Here is a 24,602-nt window from a genome sequence, read left to right as displayed (position 1 = left end):
CTCTAGTTTAGAATAATTCTAAACTATGTCGCAGCCTGCCGCCGGTCAAGCGGGTGTGTTGCAGTCGCGGCCCCGGGCAGGCGCTTCTTTCATGCCTTTTTATCGGCAAATGTTCACCTATATATCAGGGAACCAAACCGGAGACTTTCTGCATGACGGCAGCCAAGCGCGTGAAACACATCGACCCCAAACCCGTGCTCGACCTCATTGCCTCGATCGAAGCTGATCTTGCGCGACTCAAGGACATGGTGTCGGCTCAGATCGAGCCGTTCGATCCGGCCAATCCGCACAACAAGACGTCGGACGGAAAGCTGACAGGGGAAGGCGTCGAATGTTGCTATCGGCTCTTCGACAAGGGTGAATCGCGCTATTCCGTTTCGCAGAAGATGAAGATCTCCTTCGCCGCAGCCACGCATCGCTTCAATTCCTGGCGCAAGGCTGGCGGAAACAGGCGCAAGCCGACGCTTTTGGGCTGAGCGCATGGTTCGCCACAGGCGAATTGAACCTTCGCTATTCAAACAAAAACGGGCGCCATTGGCGCCCGTTTGCATGTGCGATGGCAGGAGTTGATCAGCTCATCAGCGGGCAACGCGGATCGCGACGACCGAAGATCAGGCGTACGCGTTCGCCGCTGCGGGTAATGCCGCGGACCTCGATCGTGCGGCGGCCAACGCCGACGACACGGGCGCGGCGCACGCCCATGCGCTCGGCCTTGTCGAGGGCGCGGTCAGGGCTGCATTCGCGGCGACGGTCCGAGAATTCATCCGGCTCGTTGCGGTCGCTGCGCCATTCATCCGGGCGACGGCGGCCATAGCCGTCGTCTTCGCTGCGCCATTCATCCGAACGGCGGCGATCGCCGCAATATTCGCGGTCGGGGTCGCAGCGCTTGTCGCGCATGATGACCTTGGGACCATCCGGGCCGATCTGGATGTTGAGGTCTTCGGCCGAGGCCGTGGTCAGCGGCAGGCTGGTCAGGGCCATCGCGACTGCGAGGGTGGAAAGGGTAAGGATCTTGCGCATTTGGAGGCCTCCTCTCATCGCCGCACAAAGTCAGGCGGCGCCTTCCTGTTCAAGTCAGATTTCGCTTGGTTCAGAAACAATCGGTGAGCACCGCCGATGTCCCTGACGAACCGATGACACTAGAGCGTTTCCGTTTTTCACGGAAACGCGGAAACCCTCTAACTCTTTGTTTTGCGCAATTCCGGATGGAAAACCGCTACGCACTTTTCCTGGAATTGCTCTGGGCGAATGAACATTTTCACGGTTACATCTTTTCGTTGGCGCTCGCCCACGCTTCGCGCACATGATGACGGCGAATGTGTGATTGAGCAGGTTCCCATGACAGCTTTGCTTCCCGCGATCGCAGATGTCCGCAACGCCGCCGAACGCCTGGCAGGTTTGATCGTGACAACACCGTTGATCGAGTCTCCCATGCTCAACGAGCGTTTCGGTGGCCGTATCCTGTTCAAGCCTGAAACGCTGCAGCGTACCGGATCGTTCAAATTTCGTGGCGCCTACAATAAGATTTCCTCGCTGTCGGAGGACGAACGTCGCGGCGGGGTGGTTGCCTTCTCATCCGGCAACCATGCTCAGGGTGTCGCGGCTGCTGCGGCCATGTTCGGCCTGAAGAGCGTGATCGCCATGCCTTCGGATGCACCGGAAACCAAGGTCGCCAATGTGCAGCGCATGGGTGCCGAAGTGGTACGCTTCGACCGCTTCCGCGACGATCGCATGGCGGTGGTGCGGCCATGGGTGGAGCAGGGCATGGCGTTGGTGCCGCCCTTCGACGATCCTGCCATCATCGCCGGCCAGGGTACGATCGGACTGGAGCTCGTCGCTCAGGCGACTGCTCTTGGTGTGACCCTCGATGCGGTGGTCATGCCCTGTGGTGGCGGAGGCCTGTCGAGCGGCATTTCGATCGCGGTCAAGGATGCCTCGCCACAGACCGCGGTCTGGGTGGCGGAGCCCGAATATTTCGACGATACCCGCCGCTCGCTGGAGGCCGGCGCGCGCGTCGGCAATGACCCGGGCCATGACTCGATCTGCGACGCCATTCTCACCCATGAACCCGGAGCCATCACCTTCGAAATCAACCGCAGGAACCTTGCCGGATCCATCGCAGTGTCGGACAAGGCGACTGCCGCGGCGATGCGCGATGCCATGGCCTATCTCAAGCTGGTGGTGGAACCTGGCGGCTGCGTCGGTCTTGCCGCGCTGTCCTCCGGCGAGATCGATCTCGCCGGCAAATGCGTGGCGGTGGTGCTTTCTGGCGGTAATGTCGATTTCGGCACCTACGCCAAAATCCTCGCTGCAGCCTAGAGCAATAGGGGGCAGCACCTCTGCCCCCGGACTTACGCTCTAATCGAGCGTGCGGCGGAAACGCATCAACGCCAGCCCCGCAAACAGCGCAACGAAGAAGATCAGCCAGCCGATTTCGCCGGCGATGGCGGGAAATTCCGCGCCCTTCAGCATGACGGCACGCACGATGCGCAGGAAATGCGTGAGCGGGAAGATCTCGCCGAGGGTCTGCGCCCATCCGGGCATGCCGCGATAGGGGAACATGAAACCGGACAACAGGATCGACGGCAGGAAGAAGAAGAAGGTGAGCTGCATGGCCTGCATCTGCGTGCGCGACACGGTCGAGATCGTGTAGCCGAGCAGCACCAGCCCGAGCACGAAGACGAGGATCGACGACAGGAGCAGTCCGAGGCCGCCCACAAAGGGGACGTGGAACAGCAGCTTGGCCGCAAACAGCACCACCACCACCTGCACCGCGCCGACACAGGCATAGGGCAGGACCTTGCCCAGCATGATTTCGACCGGGCTCGCCGGCATGGCGAGCAGGTTCTCCATCGTGCCGCGCTCGCTCTCACGGGTCAGCGCCATCGCCGTCATCATCACCATGGTCATCTGCAGGATGACCCCGAGCAGGCCGGGGACGATGTTGTATTGCGAGACGCCTTCCGGATTGTAGAGACGATGAGTGATGACTTCGAGCTGGCTTGCCGCATCCTCTGCAGCGGCTGCCTCCATGCCACGGGCACGCAACAGGGCCTGCGACGCAACGGTGCCGAGGGTGGAGATGGCGCCGCTTGCCGATGCCGGGTCGGTCGCGTCGGCCTCGACAAGGATCTGCGGCCGGTCGCCGCGTTCGACGCGCTTGCCGAAATCGGCCGGGATGGTGACCACGAACGACACGTCGCCGCGTGCCAGCAGGAAATCCGCCTCGGCCTCCGTGCGGGCGATGTAGTCGAAGCGGTAGTAGTTGGTGTTTTCAAGCGCGGAGACCATGGCGCGCGTGTACGGGTCGTTGCTCATCGCCAGCAGCGCCGCCGGCAGCCGCTTGGGATCGTTGTTGATGGCAAAGCCGAACAGGATGAGCAGCATCAGCGGCACGCCCAGCATCATCGCGAACGTGACGCGGTCGCGCCGCATCTGGATGAATTCCTTGGTCAGCAGTGCGCCGAGCCTGGCGAAAGAGAACAGGTTGCTCACGCCATGTTGTCCTTCGAGCCGGCCATGAACTGGATGAAGACATCCTCCAGGCTGGTTTCGCCGGGGCTCACCTTGACGCCGGGATGCGCTTTTTCGACATCGGCCAATGCATGTTTCAGCGCGGAGGCGTCCGAACCGACGACATGCAGTGTTGCGCCGAACGGTGCCACTTGGTCGACGCCTGGCCGGCCTTCGAGCGCAGCCGTTACGGCGTCGAGACGTGGACCTTCGACGATGAAGGTGGTGAGCCCCGCATTCTCCACCACCTCCGCCACGGTGCCGGTGGTCAGCAGCTTGCCATAGGAAATGTAGGAGATGCGGTGGCAGCGCTCGGCCTCGTCCATGTAGTGGGTCGAAACCAGCACGGTCAGCCCGCCGCGTGCGAGGTGATGGATCTCGTCCCAGAATTCGCGCCGGGCCTTGGGATCGACGCCGGCGGTCGGCTCGTCCAGCAGCAGCAGGCGCGGCTTGTGCATGATGCAGGCGGCCAGCGCCAGCCGCTGTTTCCAACCGCCGGACAACGTGCCGGCAAGCTGGTTGCGCCGGCTGGTCAAGCCAAGCTCTTCCAGCGTCCTTGCGACATGATCCTCGATCGGCTTCAGGCGGTAGAGGCGGGCAACGAATTCCAGGTTTTCACCGATTGTCAGGTCCTCGTAGAACGAGAACTTCTGCGTCATGTAGCCAACTTCGTTCTTGATCTTCAGGCTCTCGGTCCTGAGGTCATAGCCGAGCACGGTGCCTTCGCCTTCGTCGGGCGTCAGCAGCCCGCACATCATGCGGATCGTTGTCGTCTTGCCTGAGCCGTTGGGGCCGAGGAAGCCGACGATCTCACCTTCGGCGACATTCATCGAGACGTGGTCGACGACGGTGTGATCGCCGAAGCGTTTGACGAGGTTCCTGACGTCGATGGCGTTCATGAGCTGCGCTCGGGAATGGGCGGTAGGCAGCTCACAGTCGGCAACAGGAGCTTCGAATGGCCGCAAATACATGTTGAAGTTTCGTGCATCACAGAACCTCCGCCGACTGGCTACTCACCACTCACCAGATCCACATCCACGATCTGCCCTGGCTGCAGCGGCCCGGTGGCGCCCATCGGTCGCGCCTCGACGAGGTAGACCAGCTTCTGGCGGTTCTCGAGCGAGTAGATGACCGGCGGCGTGAACTCGGGGTCGGGGGAAACGTAGCTGATGCGGGCCTTGAGGTCCTGCGGGCAGCCATCGCAGCGCACCGCAAGCTCACCGCCGACCTTCACTGCGGAGATGCTGGCTTCAGGCACGTAGACGGTGAGCTTCACCGCGCCGTCCGGCAGGACCGAAAGCACAGGCGCGCTGGGGCCGGCGGTGTCGCCGGCATGACGGATGATGTCATCGACGCGGCCTGCCGCAGGTGCGACAAGCGTACGCTTGGAAAGCCGCCATTCGGCCTGGTCGAGCGCGGTTCTCGCCTGTTTGACCTGGTTTTCGGCTGCCTTGATCGTCTCGGGTCGCGCCGGCAGGTTGCCTACGGCCAGATTCGCGGTGGCCTGGCCGATCGCGGCGTCCGCAACTTCGGCCTGGGTGGCGGCGTCATCATACTGCGCCTGGGTAGCGACCCCACGCTTCAACAGGTCCTGCGTGCGGGCAAGCGTGCGTGCGGCATCTGCGGCCTGTGCCTTGGCGGAGCGCAAGGTTGCCTCCAGTACGGCAATCTCTTCCGGGCGTTTGCCGACCTGGAGGTCGGCCAGTTGCGCCTGCGCCTGGGCCAGCGCCGCCTTGGCCTGTGTCACGGCAATCTCGGCGTCGGCTTTCTCCAGCGTGGCCACCGGTTGGCCAGGACTGACACGGTCGCCGCGCCGTGCGGAGACCGTCGTCACCTCCGCCACCTCGATCGGCGCGAGCAGCACGAAATCGCCCTCGACATAACCGACTGCGAGCGGTGCGGTGGCACCGCAGGCGGAAAACAGCTGTGCCGCCAGTGGCAGGGAACACAGGAAGCTCATGACTTCACCCTCAACTATCGGCGTCGCCGCTCATGTTTGTTTCTGCCGCGCGCTGAGCATGGCATCGAGGTTGCCGTGCAGCGTGGCGATGATCTTGCCGGCTTCATCTTCGCCGATCTGCGTCCAGCCCATGCGGCGCAGCACGGGCTCGCGCCCGATGCGGAAATAGACGGCCTGTCCGATCAGCGAGAAGATCGCGAGCCTTGTGCCTTCGCTTTCGGCAGGCTCGCCCGTGGCGCGCTCCCAGATGACACAAAGTCTTTTGTGCGTTGGCTCGAACAGGCCGCCGTAAATGCGGTCGAGCGTCGGCGTGGGATCGGCAAGCTCCCTCAGCATGAACTGCACGATCTCACCGGCCTCGGGCTTGGCCACGATGAAGGCAACCATGCCTTGCAGCGTCGCCTTCAATTGCAGACGCGCAGTTTCGGCTGTCAGGGCCGCAGGGTCCGGTTCGGCCATGCCTCCCAGCGCCTGGTTGGCGATTGACTGGATCGTCTCGACGATGTGGTCGGCGACAGCGGCGCGCAGACCCTCCTTGCCACCGAAATGATAGGCGATCGAGCCGATATTGGCCTTGGCGGCGGCGGCAATCTCGCGCGTGGAGGTGCCGTCATATCCTTGCCGGCCAAACAGCTTGAGCGCGGCGCGCACAAGCGCTGCCTTCGTCATGTCGGCGGGCGAGGGAGGTGGTCTGGATGGTTCAGTTGACATACGCACAATTTAATCAATCGAATGATTAAAGTAAAGCGGATGTCTTTTGGCTATGAGGTGAATGGAGAAGGAGTTTGCAGCCCCTCGAGCAGCGCGTCGCGAAAGACCGCAATGGGGCGGGTGAGACGGCCGGCGGGCGGGCGATGCAGCATCCATGCCCGCACCTGCGGACGAAAATCCTGGACCTCGATGATTTCGACCCGGTCGTGCCAGGGGCTTCCTGTCAGCGCAGCCGGAGTTATGATGCCGATGCCATGGCCGCGTGCGACCAGCGACAGGCGCAGATCAGCGCTCAAGGCTTCCACGCCGACATTGAATGGCAGGCGCGCGGCTTCGAACTGGCGGCGGATGAAGGTGCGAAAACCGCATCCGGTTTCGTTCATCACCCAGGGGAATTTCGACAGGTCTTCCAGGCTTGTCGGCTTCGGCAGCCGAAGATCTTTCGCAACGACCAGCACCACTGATTGTATGCCGAGATCCTCGCTGAAGAGTTCGTCGGGCGGCTGCAATCCCTCGGCAAGGCAGAGTGCCGCCGCGTCCAGCTCACTGCGCAGGACCTGATCCACCAGCCGCGGCGACCAGCCGGAAGTGATGCGCAGCGTCAGTTTCGGGAAATCGGTTCGCAACCGCTCCACCGGAAAAGCCAGCGCGGCATCCGAGAGATAAGGCATGATGCCGAGCCTGAACTCCCCCTCGATATCGCCGACCGGGGAAACGCCGGCCTTCAGATCGTCCAGCGAACGCAGCACGCGGCGGCCGTGTTCATAAGCCTCCCGCCCCGCGGCGGTCGGTTTGAATGGCTTCGACTGGCGGTCGAGCAGCGTCGTGTTCAGCCTCTCTTCCAGGTTCTGGATACGCCGCGTCACCCCGGGTTGCGTCAGGTTCAGCCGTGCCGATGCGCCGACGATGGAGCCGGTCTCGACAACGGCGACAAAAGCCTCGAGATCATGAATATTCATGCGAGTTTCGCATAATCATTATTGTTCATTTTGATTTGTAGCATGATGCTGATTGGGAATAAAGCTCCTCATCGATATGCGAGTTCATTCCGAGGAGCAGTCCATGTCCAGCAACGTCAGCGACGCGGCCGGTGCTGTGTCGCGCCGCGCTTCGATCACCGGCTGGCAGGTAATCCTGTTCGCGACCGCTGTCGGCGTTATCGTGACGAACCTGTTCGCTCCACAGACACTTGTCGGCCTGATCGGCCCGGCCTTCGGTTTTGGCAGCGGGATGGGCGGACTCGTGGCGATGGCGACCTTGCTGGGCTATGCGGCGGGACTGTTCTTCCTGGTTCCCCTGGCTGACCTTTTGGAGAACCGCACGCTTGTGCTGCGTATGCTGGGCGGCGCCGTGCTGGCCGCGATCGCGGCCATGCTCGCACCCAGCGCCGTTGTGCTGATGGTCATTCTTTTTGTTCTCGGCGCGGCCTGCTCGGCGATCCAGATCCTGGTTCCCATCGCCGCATCCATGGTCGAGCCCGAGTGGCGCGGCCGCGTCATCGGCGATGTGATGAGCGGGCTGATGATCGGCATTCTCCTGGCGCGCCCCGCTGCCAGCCTGATTGCCGATACCTTTGGCTGGCGGGCCTTCTACGGCACCAGTGCCACGGCAATGCTGTTGCTCGGTGCCGTCCTGGCGCTGCGATTGCCGCGACGGCAACCGGCAGGCGACACCGGATATCCGGCGCTGGTTGGTTCGCTCTGGGGCCTGCTGCGTTCCGAACCCGAATTGCGGCGACATTCCCTGACGGCAAGCCTTGCCATGGCGGCGTTCAGCCTGTTCTGGACATCCGTGGCACTGCGGCTTGCCGAGCCGCCTTTCGATCTTGGTCAGCGCGGCATCGCCCTGTTTGCCCTTGCCGGTGCGGGCGGCGCGGTCGTGACGCCGCTGTTCGGGCGTGCCGGCGATCGTGGCTGGACGCGAGCGGGAACGATCCTCTCGCATTGTCTGATGATTTTCGCCTTTGGCCTTTCGGCCTGGGCTGGATTTGCGCGTTCCGGACCCTGGCTCCTGCCTCTGCTGTTGCTGGGAGGCAGCGCCGTCCTGCTCGACATCGGTGTGACCGGCGACCAGACGCTGGGCAGGCGCGTGATCAATCTTCTGCAGCCGGAGGCGCGGGGTCGCCTCAACGGCCTGTTTGTCGGGCTGTTCTTCCTCGGCGGCGCTGCCGGTTCGGCAATGGCGGGTGTTGCTTGGGCATGGGGTGGCTGGCCTACAGTCTGCGTCATCGGGGTCGTCATCGCCATGGCGGCGCTTCTGGTGGATTGCCTGTTCAGGGCATCGTGACGGTCGTGTGATATGCCAGGCCGCAATTGCGGTTGATTTGCCGCCGCCGCCGCGCTTTATTCCCAACCGATGGCCAAGGAAGTCGAACGCAAGTTTCTGATAAGGGACGAGGGTTGGCGCAAGGCGGTGGAACGCAGCGTCGCGATCACCCAGTTTTATCTGGCCATTTCCTCGGAGCGATCGATCCGCATGCGCATCAGCGACGGCAAGGCCGCCAAGCTGACGCTGAAATTCGGATCCGACCTGAGGGTCCGCGACGAGTTCGAATATTCCGTGCCGCTCGCCGAGGCGCGTGAGATGATGGCCTTCGCCATCGGCAACATCATCCGCAAGACCCGCCATCATGTCAGCCATTGCGGCTATGTCTACGAAGTCGATGTCTTCAACGACGTGCTCGATGGGCTGGTGGTGGCCGAACTTGAAACCAGGGACAGCGTGCCGGACGCCTTGCTGCCCAATTGGCTCGGGCGGGAGGTGACTGGGGAATTGCGCTTTTCCAACGCGTCGCTGGCGCTCAACGGTTTTCCGGAACTGGTGCCATGAGCGCGCGGCTTGACGCAAATCTTCCCCTGGCGAACGACGCGATGCGCCTGCTGCGGCAGGATGTGCACCTGGCGCTGGATCATCTGGCCCGGGCGCACGCCGAACCGGAAGAACACCTTCACAAATGCCGCCGCCGGCTGAAAGCGGTGCGTGCCTTGTTGCGCCTCGTGCGACCGGGCGACGAGGCGTTCTTCGAGGCAGAGAATGCACGCTACCGGGATGTGGCGGCGAGCCTGGCCGGACCACGCGAGGCGACCGCGCTGATCGAAACCATCGACCGGCTCGCGGAGGCGCATCCAGGCCATGCCGATCTTTATGCGAGTTTGCGTGCCGCGCTGGTCGAACGCCGCGCGGCTGCCATGAGCGACATCTCGGCCTTCGCTTCAGTCATCGATGCGGCCACCGCCACCTGCCGTCAGGGGCTGCTGCGGGTCGGTGCGCTGTCCTTGCCGGCCGATCCAAACGCCTCGGCGGCCATCGTCGCCGATGGGGTGAGGATCGGGCTGGAACGTACGAAGAAGGCGCTCGCCAGGGCCCGGGCTCACGGCGGGGAAGAGGACTTCCACGACCTGCGCAAGTCCGTAAAAGTTCATGCAGCTCAGTTCGACCTGCTGGGCAAGCTTTGGTCGGACAAGACACGCCACAAGGCGCTGGACAGGCTTGGCGGCAGGCTTGGAGAGTTGAACGACCTCGCTGTCCTCTATGCACTGCTGGAAAAGGATGCGGACGCCCTGGCGGTTACCGCCGAGACGCGGGCAGCCGTCGAAAAAGACCTGAAACGGGAAAGCAGGCGGTTGCGCAAGGAATGCCTGTCGGCGGCGACAAAGCTGTTCGACAGGGACTGGAAGCGCAGAATCGCGAAACTGACCGACAGGTTGCGGCTGCAGTTCGCCGCGGTTCCGACCACGACGCTGTGGGCGGCCTGAGGCCTACACCTCCACATCCGCCAGCTTGTCCGGGTTGCGCACCACGTAGACGCCCGAGATCGCGCCACCGGCATCGAGTTCGAAGCTCATCGTCTGTTCGACCTTGCCGGCGATCGTGATGAGCAGCCCCGGCGCGCCGTTGATGATGGCGGGCGCCACGGTTGTGTGCACCGGGTCCGGGTTCTTGCGCGCCACGCCGAGCATGAATTTCGCGACGGCGTCGCTGCCGGTCAACACGTTGGTTGCCGCGAGGACCTTGCCGCCACCATCGGCGACATATTCGACATCGGCGGCCAGCAGTGCTTTCAGCGGCTCGATGTCGCCGGCACGCATCGCCGTGTCGAAGGCGGCGACAAAACGCACCACATCCTCGTTCGAGGCCGGGAAACGGCTCTGATCCTGCCGGATCATCCTGCGGGCGCGGGATGCCATCTGCCGGCAGGCTGCTGGCGTGCGCTTCAGCGTCTCGGCGATCTCCTCGAACGGCACGTCGTAGAGATCATGCAGGAAGAGCGCCGCCCGCTCCAGCGGCGAGAGACGCTCCAGCGCCCGCATCACCGAAAACGAGATATCGAGCGCCGCGTCATTGCTGTCGGGTTCGACCGAGCCTGCACGCTCCACGATCGGTTCCGGCAGCCAGGGACCGACATAGGTTTCGCGCCGGGCCTGCGCCGAACGCAGCCGGTCCAGGCAGAGGTTCGTGACGATGCGCGAAAGCAGTTTCGTAGCATCCTCTGGCTCGTCCACCCGGGCGAAGCGCAGCCAGGCGTCCTGGACGATGTCTTCGGCCTCGCTGGTCGAGCCGAGGTAGCGATAGGCAAGCCTGGTCAGTCGATGGCGTTCGCCGAGATAGGCGGTGAGCCGCGGGTTTTCAGCCATCGACCATCTCCCGCATCGTCTCCTCCGTCGCTTCACCGGCCAGCCAGGCCAGAACCGGCTCACAGGCATTGCCGTGACCGAGGCCACGCTTGAGCAGCGGGTAGAAGGAACCCGAAACCGTCGCGGCGGCAAGCCCGGCCACGCCGCTCTTGCCCCACAGCGCCTCGCAGGCAGCGAGGATGTTGGGCAGCGCCGGGTCGCTGGCCAGCACGGCCTCCGCGTAGTGGCGGGCAAGTGCCATATCGCGCGGTGCGGTTTCGGCGCCATCCAGGAGCATGGCCCGGATATTGCGCATCGGGACGCCCGCCTCACGGGCCATCGCGATGGTGAGCCTCAGGCACGAGCCACAATCTGTCTGTCGTGCCGCGGTGATGCGCGCGGCGAAGTAGGGCGCAGCCGCCAATCCGAAGCGGTGATCGGTGAAGGGTGAGACCAGCGCCAGCTTGAGTGCGCCGGTGGTGTCGGTATCGGCGAGTTCCGCCAGATAGCTGGTATCGTAGCCGTAGCGCCCGCCGAACTTGCGGAAGGCGCGTTTGAGCAGCATCGCAAGCATCAGGCGGTCCTCTTTCCCAGGGTGGTGATCAGGGCAAGAGGCAACAGTCCCGGCAGCGCGATCAGCACGATGTCGCGCAGCGCGTCTATCGCTGTTGTCCCGTGCAACAGTTCGGCCAGATGCAGCAGCGCATGGCCGCCCAGGAAGATGGACGCGATCAGGATCGCCCGTCGATCCTGCTTGAAGGCGCCGATGAGCAGTCCGGCGCCCGCGGCAATGAAGGCAAGCCCGATGTCGCGGATGAAATGCAGGTTGGCGGGACCGGTTTCAGTGACGCCGGGGATGGTCGCATACCAGAGTGCCGGGGCCGCCAGCATGAAAATGCCGTTGGCGCTCTGGTAGAGGCCGATGAGGATGAGCAAGGTTCGCATGTCGTTTCTCCTCGGCCTTTGACGGGATAGGTCAGGGAGGTGTGACATCGGATGAGAGATTTTTTGCAAGGGGCGCGATTTTCGTGCTTGTCGGCAAGACAGGCTATCTGAAACCCGCGTCGCGCACCGTCCCTGCAAAGCTGCGGCTGACCGGCAACTGCGTGCCGTTCTTCAGCTTGAGGAAAAGCTTGCCGTCCTGGCGGGCAATCCCTGCCACGGCGTCTAGCGCTACCCAGTGAGAACGGTGGATCTGCAGGCCCGCTTCGCCTTCCGTCTCGCGCATCGCGTCTGCCATGCGCATCAGCACCAGCGTCGAACCCTTGTCTGTATGAACCTCGACATAGTGATCCTGCATCGACAGCCTCGTCAGCCTGCCGCGCAGAGGCGGTGGCAGGCGGTCCAGCAGCGGCGGCCTTGTGGGAGGCTGGACCATCGCGATGTCGAAGCCGTTACCCGGGGCCGTCGGCATCGATGCCGTTTGCGGTTCGGTATCGGCACTCGTTTCGCCTTCGATCAGCACCGAGGCAAGTGACAATGCCGCCGCGATCAGCGCGCAGTTGAGGAAAAGCGTGAGGGCAGATGATGTGTCCGGTATAGGGGCAGACAGCGCCGCCCAGTCGAACGCGGTCACCACGAGCGCTATCGGCACGCCCGCTGCCAGTCCGGTGATCAGCGCGCGCACCACCGAAGGCACGGCTCGCCTCTCGAACAACGCCTCGCCGACCAGGCGAATGGCGGCATAGCCTGCGGTGAAAGTGGCGAGCGCCAGCGCCAGCCAGTAGGCGAGGCGCGGCAGCAATGTCAGCCGCTCATAGGTGCCGAACGGCCCGGTCACTCCGAGCACCGCGGTGGCGATCAGGATCAGCCTCCAGAAGCGCGGTGAAAACGCGAGAGCCTGCATTTCGCGAAGCGTGGAATGCAAAAGGCCGTGCTTCACGTATCGGATCGTCCCTTCCCGAAACGACGTTTGCCGCGACGACGGTGCCCCGCCATCGTGCTGGCCAACCGAGAAGGCGGACAGCGCCACACTGGTAGCGCGCCGCCCGACAGCCTTCAACCGACGATATCCTCAAACGGAGTTCACCATGTCTTCTGATGCCGCCACCCCCAGCTTTCTCGACATTGTCACCCACACGCCACTGTGGGTGTGGCCGCTGATCCTCTATGCGCTGTATGCCGGCTGGGCCCGCACCCGTGACCGCATCGTCTCGCCGACACGCCTGTTCGCGCTGCCGGTGATCCTCGTCGCTCTCGATGTCTTCGAACTGGCCCGCAATGGGCTCTCTTTGCAGGCGACCGTAGGGCTTGCCGGTGGCATCGTCGCTGGCTTACTGGCCGGCCTGACAGCAGCCCGCCACACACCAGTACGCGCTCTCGACGATGGCCGCCTGGCCGTGAAGGGGCACTGGCTGCCTTTTGCCATCGTGCTGGCCATCGTTGTCGTCAGCTATGTCCGAGGCGTCGCCCTGGGCATCGACCCGTCGCTGGCGACCAACACACGCTTCCTGCTCGCCAACGCCATACTCGCCGGTTTCCTGCCGGCTTTGATGCTGGCGCGGACCTTCGGCTCGCTGCCGCGTGGCTATGTCTTCGGGTGAAGCAGAACTCCGGCATCTGCTTTCAACTGTGCTTTCGCTTCCTTCACCGAGGCGGCAAACGTCACCAGCGGACGCTTGACGCCATGGGTAATCAGCATGCGCCGGGTCTGTGGCGAAGCGCCGGCAATGATGAAACGCACGCCGGCCTTCCTTGCCTTGTGTGCCGTGCTTTCGATGACATTGGCGGCGGTGGAATCGAACAGCGGCACCTGCGAACAGTCGAGGATGAAACTCCTGCGCTGGTCGGCGATACGATCGAGCACGGCCGCCACCGTCGAGGCGGCGCCGAAGAAGAAGGCACCGGAAATACGATACACGACGGTGTCAGGGTCGCTGGCCTCGATGGCGTCATAGGCACGACGATCGCCATTGGTTGTATCGGCGACATCGTCGGCAATCAGTGGTGGTTCATTTTCAGCGATGGCCACGGCCTTGGCCATCCGATCGATGAACAGCACCGAACCCAATGCGAAGCCGACGATGATGCCTTCGGTGAGATCGCGGAAGACGACGATCAGGAACGTTGCCGCCAGCACCAGAGCATCCGCCCTGGACGAGCGCAGCAGGGCAGCGATCGCCGGCTTCTCGACCATGTTCCAGCAGACGACCGCAAGCACGCCGGCAAGCGCGGCCAGCGGGATGAAGCTGGCCAGCGGAGCAGCCACCAGCATGAAGACGAGAAGGAAGGCCGCGTGCAGCATGCCGGAGATCGGTCCATGCGCGCCGGCGCGCACATTGGTGGCGGTGCGCGCAATCGTCCCGGTAACACAGATGCCGCCGAACAGCGCCGAGCCGATATTGGCGAAACCTTGCGCCACCAGTTCGCAGTTCGAACGATGACGGCGTCCGGTCATGCCGTCTGCCACCACCGCCGAAAGCAGGGATTCGATCGCACCCAGCAAGGCGAAGGCGATGGCGTCAGGCAACACAGCAAGCGCCTTGTCCAGGCTCATCGGCGGCAGCGCGGGCAAGGGCAGGCTGCGCGGGATACCGCCAAAACGCGACCCGATCGTGTCGACAGGCAGCCCGGACAGCGCCACCACCAGGGATGCCAGCGCCACGGCCACCAGCATGCCGGGCCAGTGCGGTCGCCATTTCTTCAGCGCCACCACGGTGATGATGGAAAGCAGGGCGATGCCTGCGGCAGCCGGGTTCAGCGTGCTGCCCGCCTGCCACAGTGCCATCAGCTTCGGCACGAAAGGGCCTGGCTCCTTGCCTGGCAGCTTCAGCCCCAGCAGCTCGACGATCTGGCCGGAAAAGATGATGACGGCGATGCCGGCGGTGAAACCGACCGTCACCGGATAGGGGATGTATTTGATGTAGGTGCCGAGCCGCAGATAGCCGATGGCGAGCAGGAACATGCCGGCCATCATCGTGGCGAGAAGCAGCCCGTCCAGGCCTTGGCGGTCGGCGGTGGAAGCCACCAGCACGATGAAGGCGCCGGCCGGCCCGCCGATCTGGAAGCGGCTGCCGCCGAGCGCCGAAACGATGAAACCGCCGACGATCGCCGTGAACAGTCCACGCTCTGGCGTCACGCCGGAGGCAATCGCAATGGCCATGGAAAGCGGCAGCGCCACGATGGCAACGGTCAGGCCCGCCACGGCATCGGCACGCAGCTGCGGCAGACGGTAGCCCTCGCGCAGCACTGTCACCAGCTTCGGCGTGAACAGCTCGGAGAATGTCGGCCCGGCCTTGCGAAGCTGCCGCTGGCGGAGCTGATCCATGACGTGCCTTCCACAAGAGCGTCGGTGTCGTCGGCATCGCAATGATCTTGCGGAAAGTCGGCGCTCGCCGTCGCGAACCTTGGAGAGTTTCCGTTTTTCGCGGAAACGCGCAAATGCTCTAACCCTTTGTTTTTACGCAATTCCGCAGGGAAAACCGTTGCGCGCTTTTCCCGGAATTGCTCAAGCCGACCCGGATCGGGAAATCTATACGGAGTTCTTCAGCCGCACGCCCCTGCCGCCGCGATCGCTGGCCTGGTTGTCGCCGATCAATTCCACCCCGGCTTCGTCAAGTGCCTGGATGACCTTCATCAGCGTGTCGACCACGCCCCGTACCACGCCGTCGCTGGCCTCCATCCGCTGGATGGTCGGCAGTGAAACGCCGGCGCGTTCGGCGAGCGTCTTCTGGTCGATGCCGGCCAGTGCCCGCGCCGCACGCATCTGTGCAGCGGTAATCACCGGTCAGAACTCCCGTCTGAGTCTGCAATATAAATGTATGATACGTTCATAATGATGTGTCAAACATGAATTTGGATTGTAAATACATTAACTCAATTCGCCTTCGCCGTTTTTGCCGCGTGGCATGAAGCGTGCCGCCAGCCAGCACAGCATGGCCCAGGCAAAGCCCGCACACCACCCCGCCAGCACATCCGATGGCCAGTGCACCCCGAGGTACAGGCGCGACACGCCGACCATCAATGTCAACAGCACGGCGAGCACAAAGACGTAGATCTTGGTGACATGCCCGGGCAGGAAGCGTGCCGCGAGCGTGCCGAGCGTCAGATAGGTCACGGCCGACAGCATGGCATGCCCGGAGGGGAAGGAGAGGGAGGTTTCCACCGCAAGCTTCGACACCAGATCCGGGCGAGGCCGGTCGATGCCGAATTTCAGCAGGGCCGACAGGATCTGGCCACCGCCGACCGCCGCCAGCACGAACAGCGCCGTCGTCCAGCGCCGGATGAGCAGGAAATAGATGATGGTCGCGGCGGTGATCAAGGTCAGCACGACAGCACTTCCGAGCGCGGTGATGTCGCGTACTGCCCCTTCGAAGCGCGGCGAGCCGATCGGATTGCTGGGATCACCGGCTTCCCGGAAGGCGAGCAGGATCTGTGTGTCGAAGCTGTGAGGAGCCGCGTCGCGCGCGACCTCCATCAGTTCGACGAAGCCCCATAGCCCGCCGGCCACGATGATGCCCGCCAGAAGCACCGGAAATTCGACCCGGTCATAGAATGTTGAAAGTGTCTTTCGCATCAATCCCGTCGCAATGCCGTCCGTCGGAGACAGCCGGCTTAGTCAATGCCGGCACGGCTCTCATCGGCCCTGCAAATAAGGCCCCAGCGTGACGAGCGCCACGGCGACGATGGCCAATGCGACACCGACGCCCTGGATCGCCGTGAGCCGCTCGCCGAAGAATGCCAGAGCCACCGCATTCACCGCCACCAGCTGGATGACTGCCGAGAGGCTGAGCGAAATCGACATGCCGAAGTCGCGGATCAGCTTCAGCATGATCAGATTGCCAAGCGTATAAAGAGCCAGGGTGATGGCGATCTTGCCGAAGCTCGGTGCCAGTGCCCAATGTTTGGCTGCCGTGGCGGCAAGCAGGAAAATCACGGTGGAAACACCGAGTTGCGCCATGCCGAATACGTTCACAGATTGTCTCCACCCAGCCCGATTGTCCGCCAGGCAAGCTTGTTTCCCAACAGCCGACATCGGTCAAGTGGCGGGGATGGCTGGCTAGCGCAGCTGAACCGTCTTCGGAAACTCGATCACCTGGCCTTTCGGCTTGGTGTGCTGGGCGGTGACGATGGCTTCGATCAGGATATCCAGCGCTTCGCAGGCCTTGGTACTGGTCTGGTCGTTGCCGCGCAGATAGTGGGTTGCCCGCTCCAGATGCAGGCGCGCGGCGGCAAAATCACTGTTCATCGATGCTCCGTTCATTTCCCGCCGCAAGTGAAAGCATGGAGCGATTCGGTTGCGGGAACGGAAATTCCATCGCCGGCATTTGATTCAAAACAGATGTATTTCAGGGGTTTGCGTCCCCTTGCGGATGCGTGCTCGGGCACGGCAAGATGGCACGATGTCGTGGAATTTGGATGAGAACGTGTCGACCTCCGCGGGGCGTGTGGCTGCCGGCACGGCAGGCACCGGTCCGGACCTCGTGCTGGCGCATGGCTGGCCGTGGTCGTCCTTCTCATGGCACCGGATCATCCCGACCCTGTCGAGGCACCATCGTGTCCACTGGTATGACATGCCAGGCTACGGGCAATCGGAAAAAGACGCGGCACGGCGCACATCGCTCGACGTCCAGGGGCAGGTGTTCGCCGAGATGCTGGCGCATTGGCGTCTCGAGCGCCCTCTCGTCCTCGCCCATGATTTTGGCGGGGCGACCACGCTGCGCGCCCATCTCCTGCATGGCTGCGACTTCGAACGCTATGTGCTGATGAATGTCGTCGCCATGCGGCCGTGGGGGTCCGAATTCTTCGATCATGTCGGTCGCCACGTTGACGCATTCCTCGGCCTGCCGCCGCACATCCACCGCGCGGTCGTGGAAGCCTACATCAAGGGCGCGATCGTCAACGGCATCGAAGCCGCGGATTTCGAGAGGCTGGTCGAGCCGTGGCTGGGCGACGAGGGACGCCAGAGCTTCTATGGGCAGTTCGCGCAGGCCGATGAGCGCTACACGGCTGAGGTCGAACCTCTCTTTGCTGGAATCCGCTGTCCCGTCGCCATCCTTTGGGGCGAGGATGATCCCTGGATTCCGGTGGAGCGTGGCAGGGCGCTGCATCGCCTCATTCCAGGGTCGTCATTCGAAACGTTGCCCGGCGTCGGCCATCTGCCGCAACTGGAAGCGCCCGACAGTGTGCTCGCCCGGTTGTCCGCATTTTTGCCGGGCAAGAGCTGACGCCCGGCAGGCTTCGCACGACCAACGCCTGTCGTGCGCAGGCATTTCGACAATCCAATGTGGTCATCCCGATCGTCGCCAAGGCAGTGGACGCGCCCTGCGTCATGAAACTGTTAACCCCGCCCGCTACGCAGGTTCCCGACACGCAGCCCAGCCAACGCCAAAAGCCAGAGGTCAGTCATGTCGGACCACGAAGACATCCGCTTCCGCACCAGCCTGCTTGAAGAAAACGAAGGTCCGGCGATCAACCCGACCGACAACCGCACCATGGGTGAGATCATCGCCGCGCGTTTTTCGCGCCGTGGCTTTCTCAAAGGCTCGCTTGCGGTTTCCGCCATCGCCGTCACCGTCAGCCCGCTTGCCCTGATGAGCGCCGACGAGGCGCGCGCGGCCGAGGGCGGTTCGGCTTTCACCTTCGACGAAGTCGAGGCCGGCATTGACGACAAGCACCATGTCGCCGCCGGTTACGATGCCGACGTGCTGCTGCGCTGGGGTGATCCGCTGTTCGCCGACGCGCCGGACTTCGATCCGGCCAGGCAGACCGCTGCGGCGCAGGCCAGGCAGTTTGGCTACAACAACGATTTCGTCGGTTACATCCCGCTGGAAGGTTCGCCCGAGCACGGGCTTCTGGTGGTCAACCATGAATACACCAACCCGCATCTGATGTTCCCCGGCATCGTCAAGGTGGTGGAGAAGGACGGCAAGAAGGCGCTCGAGCTTGCCCCGCTCAGCAAGGACCAGGTCGATATCGAAATGGCGGCCCATGGCGGCACCATCGTCGAGATCCGCAAGGAAGGCGGCAAGTGGCAGGTGGTGCGCGACGGCAAGCTGAACCGCCGTGTCACCGTCAACACCGAAATGGCGCTCTCCGGACCCGTCGCCGGCCATGATCGTGTCAAGACCAATGCCGATCCATCCGGAGCCAAGGTATTCGGCACCGTGAACAACTGCGCCGGCGGTGTGACCCCCTGGGGAACCTATGTGATGGCCGAGGAGAACATCCACGGCTACTTCTCCGGTGCTCTGCCCGAGGGCCACAAGGAAACGGAGAACTACAAGCGCCTCGGCATTCCCGAAGGCTCCTATGAATGGGGCGCCCACTACGATCGTTTCGACCTTGCCAAGGAACCCAACGAGGCGAACCGCTTCGGCTGGATCGTGGAGGTCGACGTCGCCGATCCGAACTCGACGCCGAAGAAGCGCACCGCGCTTGGCCGTTTCAAGCACGAGGGCGCGGAATCGATCGTGGCCAGGGATGGCCGCGTCGTCTTCTATCTCGGCGACGACGAGCGTTTCGACTATGTCTACAAATTCGTCACCGCGGGCAAGTTTGATCCGGCCAATCCGGCAGCCAACAAGGATCTGCTCGACGAAGGCACGCTTCATGTCGCCAGGTTTGCCGAAGACGGCGGCGTCGAGTGGCTGCCCATCGTTTTCGGCCAGGGTCCGCTGACGGCCGAGAACGGCTTCGCCAGCCAGGCCGATGTGCTGATCGAGACGCGTCGCGCCGCCGACCTGCTCGGCGCCACCAAGATGGATCGTCCCGAGGACATCCAGCCCAATGGCGTCAACGGCAAGGTCTACGTGATGTTGACCAACAACACCAAGCGCAAGGACGACCAGGTCGACGCTGCCAACCCGCGCGCCAAGAACGCCTTTGGCCATATGATCGAGATCGCCGAAGATGGTGGCGACTTCGCCGCCACCAAGGGCAAATGGGAAGTCCTTCTGAAATGCGGCGATCCGTCGGTTGCCGATGTCGGTGCATCGTTCTCCACCGCGACCACGGCCAATGGCTGGTTCGGCATGCCGGACAATTGCGCGGTCGATTCCGCCGGCCGGCTCTGGGTGGCCACCGATGGCAACAACGCCAAGGAAACCGGGCGCACCGACGGCCTGTGGGCGGTCGACACGGAAGGACCGGCGCGCGCCACCTCCAAGCTATTCTTCCGTGTGCCGGTGGGTGCGGAAATGTGCGGTCCGCAATTTGCTCCGGACGACAAGACCGCCTTCGTCGCCGTGCAGCATCCGGGTGACGGCGGCACCGATTGGGAGCCGTTCGGCCGTCCATCCTACTATGAAGACCTCTCCACCCGCTGGCCCGATTTCAAACCGGACATGCCGGTGCGGCCTGCCGTCGTCGCCATCACCAAGCAGGATGGCGGCAAGATCGGGGTTTAGAAGTTCTGATCGTCGCCCGGGATGCCGAAGCCGCCCTGAAGGCTATCGGCGTCCTGCAATCCTCGCCGCGATGGCCCTGGCCTCCTGGCCTGCGGCATAGAAATGGCCGACGATGCTCGGCTGCATGGAAATGAACCACAGGCCGGGCTGGCTGCCCGGCTCGGCACCGTTCGCCTTCGGCTTGCCCTTGTCATCGACCACGCCGAGGCCGTCCAGCATCGTGTCCAGCCCGGTGCGATAGCCGGTTGCGGCGATGACGACGTCGGCCTTGATCCTGCTTCCGTCGGCCAGCACGACATGCTCGGCATCGAAGCCTGCCACGGAGGCCACGACCTTGATGCGGCCCGCCTTGATGGCGGCGATCGCGCCATCGTCGGCGGAGATCGCCACATGGTCTTCCTTCAACCGGCTGATGCCGCCCTTCTTGACCGGCGCGAAACCAAGCTTGCGAAGGTCGCCGAACAGCAGGCGTTGCAGCAGCGCCACCATGAAGTCGCCGACCGGGATCGGCAGCGCATTGGTGATTCTGGAGAAGCGCTGCACGGCGATCTTGCCGATGCGCTTGGGCAGGATGGAGGGGCCGGCGCGGGCGGCAAGGTAGATCATCGCGGTCTTGGCGCCGATCAGGTAGTTCAGCACGTCGAAGCCGGAATTGCCGGCGCCGATCACCAGCACGCTCTTGCCTTCGTAATCCTTCGGGCTGCCGAAGGCAGCGGCATGGATCAGGCGCCCCTTGTAGTCCGTGGCTCCCGGCCAGTCTGGCATCCACGGCACCTTGTCGTGACCCGTGGCGATGATGATGTTCCTGGCCTGGCGGGTGCCTTTGCTGGTGTGGATCGTCCAGTGCTGGCTTTCGCGGGTGACACGTTCGACCTCGGTGTCGAATTCGACCGCGATGCCGCGTTCTTCGGCAAAATGTTCGAGATAGGCGATCACCGCCGCCTTGGGCGGGAAGGCCGGCACGCCCTTCGGATAGGGCATGCCAGGCAGATAGGACATGTCGCGATGCGTGTTGAGCGCCAGCCGCTCGTGGCGCTGCCGCCATGGTTCGGCGATCCGGGCTTCCTTTTCGAACACGCGGGCCTTGATGCCATGCCGGGTCAGTGCGTCGGCCGCAGCCAGCCCGGCCGCACCCGCACCGATCACGATCACTTCTTCGATCGTTTCGGTCATATTTCCACCAAATCCTTTCGCGACATCCCAGCCGCAACTTGATTGCGCTATGTGCCACAGACGGCGATATGGCAAGAGAGGGTTGAGGGGTGGCAGCGGCTTGTTGATTCGGAAGACGGATCGATTAGCCGTCTTTGGGTATCATCTGGGCGTATTTCATGGGCTCGCTCCGCAAGAGCATAGACCGCTTCCTCGACGACCGCGCAGCCGCTGTTCCGCGCGCGACCCTGCCGCTTGCCAAGCGGCTGGAAATGCTCGCGCAGCATGGCGATTTCTCGCTCGCCTATTCGACGGCCACGCAGCCGCTGCTGTCCTATTTCGGTGACGAAAACGGTTACGTCGCCTTCCAGACGATGATGGGGCGTCACTATGCGCTGGCCGATCCGGTCGTCGGCGATGCCGACCGCGCCGCGCTGATTTGCCGCTTCGTCGAGATCGCCGATTCGCCCTGGTTCGTGCAGATCGGCGAGGCGACGGCAAAGGTTCTGTCCGGCCTTGGCTACCAGGTCAGCCGCATCGGCTACGACACGCGGCTGCCGCTGCCGGCGCATGATTTCTCCGGCAAGCCCAACGAAACCGTGCGCTATTCCGAACGCTGGCTGGTCAAGAAAGGCTTTACGCTGGCTGAGGACACCGGCGGACTGGCCGATGCCGACGAGGTGCGACGGCTTTCCGACGAGTGGCGTGCCGGCCGCATCGTCGCGCGCCGCGAGATGGCTTTCCTCAACCGTCCGTTCCCGATTTTGCCCGGTCCCGGCATGCGCCGCTTCGTGCTGCTGGATCCGGACAGGAAGCTGACCGCCTTGCTCGATTTCGATCCGATCTCCAAGGACGGCAAGGTCACCGGCTACACCACCGCCTTCAAGCGCAAGCTCGCTGGTGCCACCCCGCATGCCGAGATCGGCTTGACCAAATTCGCCGTCGACCAGTTCCGCAAGGAAGGTATTTCCGCCGTGACGCTGGGGTTGTCGCCTCTGGCCGATATGGCCCCGAGCGGCTTTCCCGAAAGCTCGTTCTGGCGCGGCGCGTTCAGCAAGGCCTTCGATTCCGGGCTGGTCAACCGCCACCGCTTCAACCTGCAGGGGCAGGCTGCCTTCAAGCGGCGTTTCCATGGCGTCGAGGAACCGGCCTACATCGCGTTCAGGCGCGGCACCGCCAGCGGCATGCTGGCACTGCTGAGATTGCTGAAAGCGATCTGACCCCAACGGTCATTTTTGCATGACCGTTGGAGCGCGCGCCAATTGATTGTGTTCTTGCGCGCCGCGCCCGTTGGCGCGAAAGCCAAGCGGCCCGAAGAGGCCGCGCCGGCGATTGAGGCGTTCTGGAAAATTATGTCCTCAGCCGGTAGCCGGTCTTGAAGATCCAGCCGACGACGGCGATGCACAGCAGCAGGAATGCCAGCGTGATGCCGAGGCTGATCTCCACCGGCACGTCGGAATGGCCGAAGAAAGCCCAGCGGAAGCCGCTGACCAGATAGACGACCGGGTTGAACAGCGAGATCGTGCGCCAGACGCCGGGCAGCATGTCGATCGAATAGAACGAGCCGCCGAGGAAGGTGAGCGGCGTCACCACCAGCAGCGGTATCAACTGCAGCTGTTCGAAGCCATTCGCCCAGATGCCGATGATGAAGCCGAACAGGCTGAACGTGACCGCCGTCAGCACCAGGAAGCCGAGCATCCAGAACGGGTGCTGGATGTCGAGCTCGACGAAGAGCGACGCGGTGGCTAGGATGATCAGGCCGATACCGATCGACTTGGTGGCGGCCGCCCCGACATAGGCGATGACGACCTCCAGGTAGGAGACCGGCGCCGACAGCAATTCGAAGATCGTGCCGACGAATTTCGGGAAATAGATGCCGAAGGAGGCGTTGGAAATCGACTGGGTGAGCAGGGTGAGCATGATCAGCCCCGGCACGATGAACGCCCCGTAGCTCACGCCGTTGACCTCGGTGATGCGCGAGCCGATCGCCGCGCCGAACACCACGAAATAGAGCGAAGTCGAAATGACGGGCGAGATCACGCTCTGCATGATGGTGCGCAGCGTGCGCGCCATCTCCACCTTGTAGATCGCCCAGACGGCGCGATGGTTCATGCCTGCCTCCTCACCAGGGAGACGAAGATCTCCTCCAGCGAACTGTTTTCGGTGTCGAGATCGCGGAACTGGATGCCAGCCTGGTCGAGGTCGCGGATCAGCGAGGCAACGCCCGGCCGTTCCGCCTGGTTGTCATAGGTGTAGGTCAATCGGTTGCCGTCCGGCGAAAGCTCGAGATTGTAGGTCTCGAAGCCTGCGGGAAGAGCGGCAAGCGGATTGCGCAGTTCGAGCTTCAAAAGCTTGCGGCCGAGCTTGCGCATCAGTTCGGCCTTTTCCTCCACCAGGATGATCTCGCCCTTGTTGATGACGCCGACCCGGTCGGCCATCTCCTCGGCTTCTTCGATGTAGTGGGTGGTGAGGATGATGGTGACGCCGGACTCGCGCAGTTTCCGCACCAGTGCCCACATGTCCTTGCGCAGTTCCACGTCGACGCCGGCAGTCGGCTCGTCGAGGAACAGGATCTTCGGCTCGTGCGACAGCGCCTTGCCGATCATCACGCGGCGCTTCATGCCGCCCGACAGGGTGATGATCTTGGAATCGCGCTTTTCCCAGAGCGAAAGGTCCTTGAGGACCTTCTCGATGAAAGCCGGGTCGGCCGGCTTGCCGAACAGACCACGGCTGAAGGCCAGCACCGAACTGACCGTCTCGAACGATTCGACGGTCAGTTCCTGCGGCACCAGCCCGATCAGGCTGCGCGCGGCGCGATAGTCCTTCGAAATGTCGTGGCCATCCACGGTGACGGTGCCACCCGAGCGGTTGACGATACCGCAGATGATCGAGATTAGCGTCGTCTTGCCGGCGCCGTTGGGGCCGAGCAGGGCGAAGATTTCGCCGCGTTTGATGTCCAGATTGATGTTTTTTAGCGCGCTGAAGCCGGTGGCATAGGTTTTCGAGACACCGGAAACGGAGATGACGGATTGCATGATGAAAAGGTCTGATTGGAAAGGATTTGCGTTGTGCGCCTGAATGTCGGTTCCTGCAACCCGAAATCAAGGCGGCTGCTGACATATCTCGCCACCACTGGCCATCTGGTTAGGCCCGTCTGATTGGGAAGGAAACCATCCGCGTCGGTGGAGGTCGAGGCGTGCTGCCTGCCGCTCTCCGCATTCGGCATGGCTTGGTGCTTGCGGAACGATCGTCAATGCCGTGAGTTATGCACCGGGTACAAGGGCTATGGTCAAACGCGCATCTCGC

Annotated in this window: 27 protein-coding genes; 9 read left to right on the top strand and 18 right to left on the bottom strand. The window is 63.3% G+C overall.

All coding sequences use genetic code 11. The features are described 5' to 3' along the window. Window positions 1–152 precede the first annotated feature (152 nt). Window positions 153–476, top strand: coding sequence for a hypothetical protein (locus C1M53_RS02285; RefSeq protein WP_129410760.1), 324 nt, complete (start codon window positions 153–155; stop codon window positions 474–476). 94 nt (window positions 477–570) lie between these two features. Here C1M53_RS02285 and C1M53_RS02280 read toward each other — a convergent pair whose 3' ends face one another. Next, entirely contained in the window at window positions 571–1,020 is a 450-nt protein-coding gene (locus tag C1M53_RS02280) for a hypothetical protein (protein ID WP_129410759.1), read from the bottom strand. Between the two features lie 318 nt (window positions 1,021–1,338). Here C1M53_RS02280 and C1M53_RS02275 point away from each other — a divergent pair, with 318 nt between their 5' ends. After that, window positions 1,339–2,319 (top strand): threonine/serine dehydratase, encoded by a 981-nt coding sequence (locus C1M53_RS02275; protein ID WP_129410758.1) that lies wholly within the window; start codon window positions 1,339–1,341, stop codon window positions 2,317–2,319. Window positions 2,320–2,358: 39 nt separating this feature from the next. Here C1M53_RS02275 and C1M53_RS02270 read toward each other — a convergent pair whose 3' ends face one another. The 5 genes from C1M53_RS02270 to C1M53_RS02250 all read right to left on the bottom strand — a co-directional run bounded on the left by C1M53_RS02270 (window position 2,359) and on the right by C1M53_RS02250 (window position 7,143). After that, on the bottom strand, window positions 2,359–3,495 hold the full coding sequence (locus C1M53_RS02270; RefSeq protein WP_129410757.1) for an ABC transporter permease: 1,137 nt from the start codon (window positions 3,493–3,495) through the stop codon (window positions 2,359–2,361). Then, window positions 3,492–4,412, bottom strand: coding sequence for an ABC transporter ATP-binding protein (locus C1M53_RS02265; RefSeq protein WP_129410756.1), 921 nt, complete (start codon window positions 4,410–4,412; stop codon window positions 3,492–3,494). Before C1M53_RS02265 ends, C1M53_RS02270 begins: the two co-directional genes overlap by 4 nt. 110 nt (window positions 4,413–4,522) lie before the next feature. Further along, entirely contained in the window at window positions 4,523–5,473 is a 951-nt protein-coding gene (locus C1M53_RS02260) for an HlyD family efflux transporter periplasmic adaptor subunit (protein ID WP_129410755.1), read from the bottom strand. A gap of 30 nt (window positions 5,474–5,503) precedes the next feature. Beyond that, a complete protein-coding gene (locus C1M53_RS02255) occupies window positions 5,504–6,142 on the bottom strand; it encodes a DUF1956 domain-containing protein (protein ID WP_245488412.1) in 639 nt (212 codons plus the stop codon). Between the two features lie 92 nt (window positions 6,143–6,234). Then, the gene (locus C1M53_RS02250; protein WP_129410753.1) at window positions 6,235–7,143 is read right to left on the bottom strand and encodes a LysR family transcriptional regulator; all 909 of its coding nucleotides are present in this window, start codon (window positions 7,141–7,143) and stop codon (window positions 6,235–6,237) included. Window positions 7,144–7,246: 103 nt separating this feature from the next. Between C1M53_RS02250 and C1M53_RS02245 the strand changes: the two genes are divergently transcribed. The 3 genes from C1M53_RS02245 (at window position 7,247) to C1M53_RS02235 (ending at window position 9,939) form a co-directional block, all read left to right on the top strand. After that, a complete protein-coding gene (locus tag C1M53_RS02245; RefSeq protein ID WP_129410752.1) occupies window positions 7,247–8,470 on the top strand; it encodes an MFS transporter in 1,224 nt (407 codons plus the stop codon). A 69-nt stretch (window positions 8,471–8,539) separates the two neighbouring features. After that, window positions 8,540–9,013, top strand: a complete 474-nt coding sequence (locus C1M53_RS02240; protein WP_129410751.1) for a CYTH domain-containing protein — start codon at window positions 8,540–8,542, stop codon at window positions 9,011–9,013. Beyond that, complete coding sequence (locus tag C1M53_RS02235) at window positions 9,010–9,939, top strand: CHAD domain-containing protein (RefSeq protein WP_129410750.1); 930 nt, start codon at window positions 9,010–9,012, stop codon at window positions 9,937–9,939. The genes C1M53_RS02240 and C1M53_RS02235 overlap by 4 nt, the downstream gene beginning before the upstream one ends. A 3-nt stretch (window positions 9,940–9,942) precedes the next feature. Here C1M53_RS02235 and sigJ read toward each other — a convergent pair whose 3' ends face one another. The 4 genes from sigJ to C1M53_RS02215 form a co-directional block, all read right to left on the bottom strand. After that, complete coding sequence (sigJ, locus tag C1M53_RS02230) at window positions 9,943–10,818, bottom strand: RNA polymerase sigma factor SigJ (RefSeq protein WP_129410749.1); 876 nt, start codon at window positions 10,816–10,818, stop codon at window positions 9,943–9,945. Continuing rightward, window positions 10,811–11,371, bottom strand: coding sequence for a hypothetical protein (locus tag C1M53_RS02225; protein WP_129410748.1), 561 nt, complete (start codon window positions 11,369–11,371; stop codon window positions 10,811–10,813). Before C1M53_RS02225 ends, sigJ begins: the two co-directional genes overlap by 8 nt. Further along, window positions 11,371–11,742, bottom strand: coding sequence for a hypothetical protein (locus tag C1M53_RS02220; RefSeq protein ID WP_129410747.1), 372 nt, complete (start codon window positions 11,740–11,742; stop codon window positions 11,371–11,373). The genes C1M53_RS02225 and C1M53_RS02220 overlap by 1 nt, the downstream gene beginning before the upstream one ends. Before the next feature lie 103 nt (window positions 11,743–11,845). Further along, entirely contained in the window at window positions 11,846–12,799 is a 954-nt protein-coding gene (locus tag C1M53_RS02215; protein ID WP_129410746.1) for a LytTR family DNA-binding domain-containing protein, read from the bottom strand. A 28-nt stretch (window positions 12,800–12,827) separates the two neighbouring features. Between C1M53_RS02215 and C1M53_RS02210 the strand changes: the two genes are divergently transcribed. Next, window positions 12,828–13,340 (top strand): DUF6622 family protein, encoded by a 513-nt coding sequence (locus C1M53_RS02210; RefSeq protein WP_129410745.1) that lies wholly within the window; start codon window positions 12,828–12,830, stop codon window positions 13,338–13,340. Here the strand turns inward: C1M53_RS02210 and C1M53_RS02205 are convergent. The 5 genes from C1M53_RS02205 to C1M53_RS02185 all read right to left on the bottom strand — a co-directional run bounded on the left by C1M53_RS02205 (window position 13,325) and on the right by C1M53_RS02185 (window position 16,984). Continuing rightward, on the bottom strand, window positions 13,325–15,064 hold the full coding sequence (locus C1M53_RS02205) for a SulP family inorganic anion transporter (RefSeq protein ID WP_129410744.1): 1,740 nt from the start codon (window positions 15,062–15,064) through the stop codon (window positions 13,325–13,327). The genes C1M53_RS02210 and C1M53_RS02205 overlap by 16 nt on opposite strands. A gap of 204 nt (window positions 15,065–15,268) precedes the next feature. Then, window positions 15,269–15,520: a helix-turn-helix transcriptional regulator gene (locus tag C1M53_RS02200; RefSeq protein WP_101936049.1), complete on the bottom strand. Its 252-nt coding sequence runs from the start codon at window positions 15,518–15,520 to the stop codon at window positions 15,269–15,271. Between the two features lie 87 nt (window positions 15,521–15,607). After that, window positions 15,608–16,312 carry a phosphatase PAP2 family protein gene (locus tag C1M53_RS02195; RefSeq protein ID WP_129410743.1) on the bottom strand — a complete coding sequence of 235 codons (705 nt, stop codon included), beginning with the start codon at window positions 16,310–16,312 and terminating at the stop codon, window positions 15,608–15,610. A 60-nt stretch (window positions 16,313–16,372) separates the two neighbouring features. Then, window positions 16,373–16,711 (bottom strand): hypothetical protein, encoded by a 339-nt coding sequence (locus tag C1M53_RS02190; protein ID WP_129410742.1) that lies wholly within the window; start codon window positions 16,709–16,711, stop codon window positions 16,373–16,375. Between the two features lie 84 nt (window positions 16,712–16,795). Continuing rightward, a complete protein-coding gene (locus C1M53_RS02185; protein ID WP_129410741.1) occupies window positions 16,796–16,984 on the bottom strand; it encodes a hypothetical protein in 189 nt (62 codons plus the stop codon). A 178-nt stretch (window positions 16,985–17,162) separates the two neighbouring features. On the opposite strand from C1M53_RS02185, the gene C1M53_RS02180 reads away from it, so the two are divergent. After that, entirely contained in the window at window positions 17,163–17,963 is an 801-nt protein-coding gene (locus C1M53_RS02180; protein ID WP_245488410.1) for an alpha/beta hydrolase, read from the top strand. Between the two features lie 180 nt (window positions 17,964–18,143). Next, a complete protein-coding gene (locus C1M53_RS02175; RefSeq protein WP_129410739.1) occupies window positions 18,144–20,144 on the top strand; it encodes a PhoX family phosphatase in 2,001 nt (666 codons plus the stop codon). 42 nt (window positions 20,145–20,186) lie between these two features. Here C1M53_RS02175 and C1M53_RS02170 read toward each other — a convergent pair whose 3' ends face one another. After that, complete coding sequence (locus C1M53_RS02170; RefSeq protein ID WP_129410738.1) at window positions 20,187–21,317, bottom strand: NAD(P)/FAD-dependent oxidoreductase; 1,131 nt, start codon at window positions 21,315–21,317, stop codon at window positions 20,187–20,189. Window positions 21,318–21,475: 158 nt separating this feature from the next. Here C1M53_RS02170 and C1M53_RS02165 point away from each other — a divergent pair, with 158 nt between their 5' ends. After that, window positions 21,476–22,516 carry a phosphatidylglycerol lysyltransferase domain-containing protein gene (locus tag C1M53_RS02165; protein WP_129410737.1) on the top strand — a complete coding sequence of 347 codons (1,041 nt, stop codon included), beginning with the start codon at window positions 21,476–21,478 and terminating at the stop codon, window positions 22,514–22,516. Window positions 22,517–22,646: 130 nt separating this feature from the next. Here C1M53_RS02165 and C1M53_RS02160 read toward each other — a convergent pair whose 3' ends face one another. Together C1M53_RS02160 and C1M53_RS02155 are read right to left on the bottom strand one after the other, a co-directional pair. Continuing rightward, window positions 22,647–23,408, bottom strand: a complete 762-nt coding sequence (locus C1M53_RS02160) for an ABC transporter permease (protein WP_129410736.1) — start codon at window positions 23,406–23,408, stop codon at window positions 22,647–22,649. Next, a complete protein-coding gene (locus C1M53_RS02155) occupies window positions 23,405–24,331 on the bottom strand; it encodes an ABC transporter ATP-binding protein (RefSeq protein WP_129410735.1) in 927 nt (308 codons plus the stop codon). The genes C1M53_RS02160 and C1M53_RS02155 overlap by 4 nt, the downstream gene beginning before the upstream one ends. Window positions 24,332–24,602: the final 271 nt, after the last annotated feature.

Origin of the sequence: Mesorhizobium sp. Pch-S (genome assembly GCF_004136315.1) — a bacterium.
Lineage (GTDB): Bacteria > Pseudomonadota > Alphaproteobacteria > Rhizobiales > Rhizobiaceae > Mesorhizobium.
The sequence above is the reverse complement of the archived record's forward strand: the minus strand, read 5'-3'. Positions and strand labels throughout refer to the sequence as shown.

Coding starts and splice junctions, on each gene's coding strand:
- C1M53_RS02285 (WP_129410760.1), top strand. CDS start 153: ATGACGGCAGCCAAGCGCGTGAAACACATCGACCCCAAACCCGTGCTC.
- C1M53_RS02280 (WP_129410759.1), bottom strand. CDS start 1,020: ATGCGCAAGATCCTTACCCTTTCCACCCTCGCAGTCGCGATGGCCCTG.
- C1M53_RS02275 (WP_129410758.1), top strand. CDS start 1,339: ATGACAGCTTTGCTTCCCGCGATCGCAGATGTCCGCAACGCCGCCGAA.
- C1M53_RS02265 (WP_129410756.1), bottom strand. CDS start 4,412: ATGAACGCCATCGACGTCAGGAACCTCGTCAAACGCTTCGGCGATCAC.
- C1M53_RS02260 (WP_129410755.1), bottom strand. CDS start 5,473: ATGAGCTTCCTGTGTTCCCTGCCACTGGCGGCACAGCTGTTTTCCGCC.
- C1M53_RS02255 (WP_245488412.1), bottom strand. CDS start 6,142: ATGACGAAGGCAGCGCTTGTGCGCGCCGCGCTCAAGCTGTTTGGCCGG.
- C1M53_RS02250 (WP_129410753.1), bottom strand. CDS start 7,143: ATGAATATTCATGATCTCGAGGCTTTTGTCGCCGTTGTCGAGACCGGC.
- C1M53_RS02245 (WP_129410752.1), top strand. CDS start 7,247: ATGTCCAGCAACGTCAGCGACGCGGCCGGTGCTGTGTCGCGCCGCGCT.
- C1M53_RS02240 (WP_129410751.1), top strand. CDS start 8,540: ATGGCCAAGGAAGTCGAACGCAAGTTTCTGATAAGGGACGAGGGTTGG.
- C1M53_RS02235 (WP_129410750.1), top strand. CDS start 9,010: ATGAGCGCGCGGCTTGACGCAAATCTTCCCCTGGCGAACGACGCGATG.
- sigJ (WP_129410749.1), bottom strand. CDS start 10,818: ATGGCTGAAAACCCGCGGCTCACCGCCTATCTCGGCGAACGCCATCGA.
- C1M53_RS02225 (WP_129410748.1), bottom strand. CDS start 11,371: ATGCTTGCGATGCTGCTCAAACGCGCCTTCCGCAAGTTCGGCGGGCGC.
- C1M53_RS02220 (WP_129410747.1), bottom strand. CDS start 11,742: ATGCGAACCTTGCTCATCCTCATCGGCCTCTACCAGAGCGCCAACGGC.
- C1M53_RS02210 (WP_129410745.1), top strand. CDS start 12,828: ATGTCTTCTGATGCCGCCACCCCCAGCTTTCTCGACATTGTCACCCAC.
- C1M53_RS02205 (WP_129410744.1), bottom strand. CDS start 15,064: ATGGATCAGCTCCGCCAGCGGCAGCTTCGCAAGGCCGGGCCGACATTC.
- C1M53_RS02195 (WP_129410743.1), bottom strand. CDS start 16,312: ATGCGAAAGACACTTTCAACATTCTATGACCGGGTCGAATTTCCGGTG.
- C1M53_RS02185 (WP_129410741.1), bottom strand. CDS start 16,984: ATGAACAGTGATTTTGCCGCCGCGCGCCTGCATCTGGAGCGGGCAACC.
- C1M53_RS02175 (WP_129410739.1), top strand. CDS start 18,144: ATGTCGGACCACGAAGACATCCGCTTCCGCACCAGCCTGCTTGAAGAA.
- C1M53_RS02170 (WP_129410738.1), bottom strand. CDS start 21,317: ATGACCGAAACGATCGAAGAAGTGATCGTGATCGGTGCGGGTGCGGCC.
- C1M53_RS02165 (WP_129410737.1), top strand. CDS start 21,476: ATGGGCTCGCTCCGCAAGAGCATAGACCGCTTCCTCGACGACCGCGCA.
- C1M53_RS02160 (WP_129410736.1), bottom strand. CDS start 23,408: ATGAACCATCGCGCCGTCTGGGCGATCTACAAGGTGGAGATGGCGCGC.
- C1M53_RS02155 (WP_129410735.1), bottom strand. CDS start 24,331: ATGCAATCCGTCATCTCCGTTTCCGGTGTCTCGAAAACCTATGCCACC.